Annotated in this window: 3 protein-coding genes and 1 pseudogene; all 4 read right to left on the reverse strand. The window is 65.6% G+C overall.

The window, feature by feature from the left end; all coding sequences use genetic code 11:
• Nucleotides 1-649: pseudogene (locus tag ABZ260_RS50060) on the reverse strand (hypothetical protein); the annotation flags it as partial.
• A 109-nt stretch (nucleotides 650-758) separates the two neighbouring features.
• Nucleotides 759-908, reverse strand: a complete 150-nt coding sequence (locus ABZ260_RS50065; RefSeq protein WP_350947036.1) for a ribbon-helix-helix protein, CopG family — start codon at nucleotides 906-908, stop codon at nucleotides 759-761.
• Nucleotides 909-1,103: 195 nt separating this feature from the next.
• The gene (locus tag ABZ260_RS50070; protein ID WP_350947037.1) at nucleotides 1,104-1,274 is read right to left on the reverse strand and encodes a helix-turn-helix domain-containing protein; all 171 of its coding nucleotides are present in this window, start codon (nucleotides 1,272-1,274) and stop codon (nucleotides 1,104-1,106) included.
• Between the two features lie 164 nt (nucleotides 1,275-1,438).
• On the reverse strand, nucleotides 1,439-2,227 hold the full coding sequence (locus ABZ260_RS50075; RefSeq protein WP_355632744.1) for a hypothetical protein: 789 nt from the start codon (nucleotides 2,225-2,227) through the stop codon (nucleotides 1,439-1,441).
• Between the last annotated feature and the right edge of the window lie 144 nt (nucleotides 2,228-2,371).

Genomic DNA, 2,371 nt, shown 5'->3' on the forward strand with positions numbered 1-2,371 from the left:
AGATCGGTGACAGCCCGCCCCCCGAACTCGGGGACGAGTACGTGCTCTGCGTGCTGACGGCGGCGGCCGGCGACGGCGGGCGGGAGGCGTGGGAGTCAAGCAGCTTGACTGCCTGCTCCAGAGTCATCGCCTTCGAGGGGTGACCCTCCTGGCCTTCCGGGACGATGACGAGACTCGCGACGTTGCGCCTGACCCTGTCGCGCGCCTGCGCCTGGCGAATCGCGCGCTCCAGGATTTGGTGAACCAGACGGAGCGAACGCGTGGACAACTCCTCTGCCCGCTCGTCCAGCCACTTGTCCAGGTGGTCCGCCGTCAGCTCCTTGAGCTTGATGGCTCCGAGCTGGGGGATCAGATGCTTGCGCGCCAGGGACCGGTAGTTGTCGATCGTGCTCTTGGCCTTCCCCTTCAGTCCCTTCTCTAAGAAGTCGTTGACGGCGTCCTCCACGGAGTATCTGACCTCCGTCTTGATGCCCGCCTCCAGATCCTCCACGGCTTCGCGGAGTCTGTCCCTGACCTGGGCCTTGGTCTTCCCCTTGCGCTTGACGCGCTGGCGCTTGCCGGTGGCGTCGAAGCCGAGACTGATGGCGCCGGTGAACCCGTCTCCTTCCGGATAGATGGATGCTTCGTACTTCCCGATGGTGATCTTCATGCGGTTTCCCCCTTTCTCTTGCCGGTCTCTTGCCGGTCCGATCGTGCGTGCCCTGATCCGCCGTCGAGGCGTACCACCGGGTTCGTGGGGATCAGGGCTGTTGTCCCTGTCAGCCGTTGTCGTTCTCGTGCCGCTCGATGTACTCGTCAATGGCTTTCCTGATGACATAGGCCATGTCGCGATCCTGCTTCTTGGCGATCTTCTGGAGCTTGTCCCGACGGTCGGAGTCGAGTCTCAAGCTGTAGTTCTCGGTAGCCATGCCGCTCTCTCTGTGGTGGCAGCGGTGATCCCGTCCGGCGCGCCTGTGGCGATGAACCGTCCTGGTCTCAGCCGCTGTTCGTGCCCGGAAGATCGACTCTCGGCGCCCTGACATCTGGGGGAGAGGGTGGTCCGTCGAGCCGTTCGGGGGCAGCGTACCACGATGCATTGCGTCGCATTGCAGTGCAATGCACTTCTAGTGAGTGTCTTCGAGGGTGGCGATGAACTCGGTCAGGTGCCGGTCGGTGATCCTGCGCAGCTTTCCGATCTTGATGCTGCGGAGCTGGCCGGTTCTGAGCAGAAAATAGATCTTGTCGCGCCCCACGTTCAGCATCTCCGCGACCTGTTCGACGGTGTACGCCTGCACGCCTTACCTCCTTTCTCTTGCGCCCTTCTCGGGCACGGGTCGAATGTGGCTGATCACCTCCGTTGGTTACTTTTCGTGATCGTCCACGCGAACGTCCACGGACGGGCATGCCGCCCTTACGTGCAGACGCGCGCGTGGACATGGACGTGGACGATTACCGGCTGTCAGGAATCAGGGGTGGCGCGCCAGCGTCCCCGGCTGACCTGGGTGACGCGTTCGGAGCGGACGTGCTCTTGCAACCGGGAGTAGATCCACGATCGGCCCATGCCGGTGGTACGCATCAGGTCGTCGATCGAGACACCGTCGGCGGGGGCGTCGCGCAGAGCGGTCCACAGGGCGTTCTCGGCGTCCTGCGTTCCGTCGGGGCGAGCGTGCTTGAGAGGGGCAGGCGATGCGTCGGCGTCGTCCGGCGTGTCCTGTGCTGTTGGGGTGGTGGCTTCGAGGGCGGCGGCGGAGATGGAGTCGAGTGCGGGTCGCTGGGGTGCGTGGTGGGTGGCGGTGCGCTGGACCCCGGCGTCGTCGAGCAGGTAGGTGCGGGCGCGGCGCGGTATGTCGTGCTCGGGGGCGCTGATGAGGAACTTTCCGGGCGCGTTGAGGGTGTGCGAGTGCCATCCGCTCTTGAGCATCCCCTGGCCGAGAATGAGATCGACGTCGCGGCGCTCCCGGACACGGAAGGAGAGTCGTACGTCCATCTGGGAGCGCACCGCGCCCTGTCCCATGGCCTTCTGTGACGGGCGCTGGGTGGCGGCGACCAGGGTGACGGCAACCGCGCGACCGCGCCGGGCGATGGAGTCGGCGTGCCGGACGGCACCGGGGGCCTCGTCGACGAGTTCGGCGTACTCGTCGATCAACACGATCAGGGCGGGCGCGTCCGGGCGCGGCTCCCACACGCGTTTGCCGTGCTGGGCGAGGGCATCGGCGCGCCCGTCCAGGATGGCCACAGCGTCGCGCATGAGCGTTTCGGCTTCCTGCGGGGTGGTGGCCAGCCGGTCCAGGCAGGAGTCTAAAACTGACGAACATCGTTGACACCTGGGTCTCCGACCACTACGGAGACCGTCTATGTCGACTTCCCCGAACCCCCCACTCGACCGTGAAGC

This window comes from Streptosporangium sp. NPDC006013 (assembly GCF_040614275.1).
In the GTDB taxonomy this organism is placed as follows: domain Bacteria; phylum Actinomycetota; class Actinomycetes; order Streptosporangiales; family Streptosporangiaceae; genus Streptosporangium.

What these genes read in the sequence shown, in the direction of transcription:
- ABZ260_RS50065 (WP_350947036.1), bottom strand. Translation starts at nt 908, where the DNA reads ATGGCTACCGAGAACTACAGCTTGAGACTCGACTCCGACCGTCGGGAC.
- ABZ260_RS50075 (WP_355632744.1), bottom strand. Translation starts at nt 2,227, where the DNA reads ATGCGCGACGCTGTGGCCATCCTGGACGGGCGCGCCGATGCCCTCGCC.